This window comes from Azohydromonas lata NBRC 102462, assembly GCF_001571085.1.
GTDB classification, from domain to species: domain Bacteria; phylum Pseudomonadota; class Gammaproteobacteria; order Burkholderiales; family Burkholderiaceae_C; genus Azohydromonas; species Azohydromonas lata.
The window spans coordinates 1-2,747 of sequence record NZ_BCTC01000230.1 but is presented as its reverse complement, the minus strand read 5'-3'; the positions used below and the strand labels follow the sequence as shown (position 1 = coordinate 2,747).

Genomic DNA, 2,747 nt, shown 5'->3' with positions numbered 1-2,747 from the left:
TGTCAGCGAGCGGCATATACCGGCCACTTCAGAGGCGGCGTAATCCGGCCAGCTGCGGGCAGCGTCGCTGAGCGGCGGAGCCGGCATAAACCGGCCACGGCGCAGTCGGCGTAATCCGGCCAGCCGAGCGTCGGCATATACCGGCCACCACGGCCGGCGCCCAGGGCGTCTCGAACCTGACCCCATGGCTACCTTCCGAGCTTTTGCTTGTGGGAGGTACGCCAGGTGGGACGCAGGAGAATCGAGATGTTCCAGTACCGACAAGTGCTTGTGCGGCTGCGCGCGGGCGACACGGTTCGCCAGATCGCCCGGACAGGGCTTATGGGCCGCGACAAGCTCACCACGCTGCGGGCGATGGCCCAGCGGCATGGCTGGCTTGACGCCGGCGCCGAGCTGCCCGACGACGCGGCGATCGCCGCGGCGCTGGGCCCGCCACGGCGCGCCAAGTCCACCGTCTCCACCGTGGAGCCGCTGCGCGAAGTGGTCCAGCACTGGTTCGACGCTGGCGTGCAGGGCCGCGCCATTCACGCCGCGCTCATCCGTGAGCACGGCTACATGGGCAGCTACTCGGCGGTGCTGCGCATGCTGCAGCGCATGCGCAAGGACGCGCCGCGCGACGTCACGGTGCGGCTGTCGTTCGCGCCGGGCGAGGCGGCGCAAGTGGACTTCGGCGCCGGACCGATGCTGCGCCACCCCGACGGGCGGCTACGGCGCACCTGGGCGTTCGTGATGACGCTGTGCAGCAGCCGCCACCAGTACGTCGAGTTCGTGTGGGACCAGAGCTCGGCCACCTGGCTGGGCTGCCATCGCCGGGCCTTCGAATGGTTCCATGGGGTGCCTGAGCGCATCACGGTGGACAACGCCAAATGCGCCATCGTCACCGCGTGCCGCCACGATCCCCTGGTGCAGCGCGCCTATGGCGAGTGCGCCGAGGGCTGGGGCTTCCGCATAGACGCATGCCCTCCACGGGACCCGCAGAAAAAAGGTGTCGTCGAAAACGGAGTCAAATACCTGAAGTCCAACTTCCTGCCCACGCGCTCGTTCCGCGACCTGGCCGACTTGAACGATCAAGTACGCCGCTGGGTGATGGAAGAAGCCGGTGTGCGGGTGCATGGCACCACACGGCAAAAGCCTCTGGCGCTCTTCGCCCTGGAGCGGCCACTGCTGCGGCCGCTGCCGGCGGTGACACCGGACTCGGGCACCTGGCACCGCGTCGTCGTGCATCGCGACTGCCACGTGCAGTTCGAGCGCGCGCTGTACTCGGTGCCGTTCACGCTGGTGGGTCACACGCTGTGGCTGCGCGCCACCGACACCACCGTGGCGCTGTACGAGGACTACCGGCACCTGTACACCCATGTGCGCGCACAGCGCCCGGGCGAGCGCCGTACCGTCAACGACCACCTGCCGCCCGAGGCCCGCGCCTTCTTCGCGCGCGACAAGCGCTGGTGCCTGCAGCAGGCACGGCGTGTCGGCGCGCGCTGCACCGAGTTCGTCGAGCAACTGCTGAGTGACCGCATCGCCGAGCGGCTGCGTGCCGCGCAGGGTGTCCTCGCACTGGGCAGCCGCTACGGGGCCCAACGGCTCGAAGCCGCCTGCGCGCGGGCACTGGCCCACGGCAGCGTGTACTACCGCACCGTCAAGATGATCCTGGCCAGCAACGCCGACTTGCAGCCGCTGATCGAGGCCACCACGCCGGCGGCGTACGGCCGCGCGCGCTTCGTGCGCTCGGCCGCCGAGCTCTTCGACGACATCGGACCGCTGCACTGATCAAGCCTTCGCGCACACGGCGCCCGAGGCCGTGGCCGTGCGCGCGGGGCCACCTGAAGTTCACGGCCTTGCCCACCGACGAGGAAGAAACCATGCTTCCCAACCCCATCCCCGAGCTTGCTCCGCAACTCAAGCAGCTGCGGCTCTCCGGCATCCTCGACTCCTTGGAGGCGCGTAACCGCCAGGCCCTGGAAGGCAAGCTGGCCTACACCGAGTTCTTGGCCATGCTCGTGGGCGATGAGATCGCCCGGCGCGAGAGCAAGAAGTTCTCGATGCGGCTGCGCCGCGCGCAGTTCCGCACCACCAAGACGCTGGAGCAGTTCGACTTCGAGCGCATCCCGCAGCTCAACCGCCAGCTCGTGCACGAGCTCGCCAGCGGGCGGTACCTCAACGAGAAGGCGCCCGTCCTGATCGTCGGACCTGCCGGTATCGGCAAGTCGCACCTGGCACAGGCCCTGGGCCACTGCGCAGTGCGCCAGGGGCTGGACGTGGCCTTCACCACCTGCGCCGCGCTCACGCAGAGCTTGAACGCCGCCCGCGCCACCGGCAGCTACGAGCGCAAGCTCGCCGCGCTGGCGCGCGTTCCACTCCTGGTCATTGACGATTACGGGCTGAAGCCACTACGCCCGCCCGCCGACGAGGACCTGCACGACCTCATCGCCGAGCGCTACGAGCAGGCTCCCATCGTCGTCACCAGCAACCTCGACTTCGACGAATGGGACCAGGCCTTCGCCTGCAACCGGCTGCTGGCTTCGGCCACGATCGACCGGCTGCGTCACAACGCGTATTGCCTGGAGCTGATCGGGCCTTCGTACCGTGATCCGCGGGTGCCCCCGCCGTCAAAGAAGGCACCCCAAAACAAGCCCGTCAACGCATCAAAATAAGCCCTGAAACGGTCTCGTTCGAGACGTCCTTCGGCACCGGCGAAGCTGGCCGGTATATGCCGACTCTGGATGGCCGGATTACGCCGACGCGTGACA

General features: G+C 68.5%; 2 protein-coding genes. Both read left to right on the top strand.

Annotated elements, in window-relative coordinates:
- Nucleotides 1-246: 246 nt before the first annotated feature.
- Nucleotides 247-1,767, top strand: coding sequence for an IS21 family transposase (gene istA / locus ALA01S_RS30685; RefSeq protein ID WP_066343523.1), 1,521 nt, complete (start codon nucleotides 247-249; stop codon nucleotides 1,765-1,767).
- A gap of 92 nt (nucleotides 1,768-1,859) precedes the next feature.
- On the top strand, nucleotides 1,860-2,651 hold the full coding sequence (gene istB / locus ALA01S_RS30680) for an IS21-like element helper ATPase IstB (protein ID WP_066343525.1): 792 nt from the start codon (nucleotides 1,860-1,862) through the stop codon (nucleotides 2,649-2,651).
- The last annotated feature ends 96 nt before the right edge of the window (nucleotides 2,652-2,747 follow it).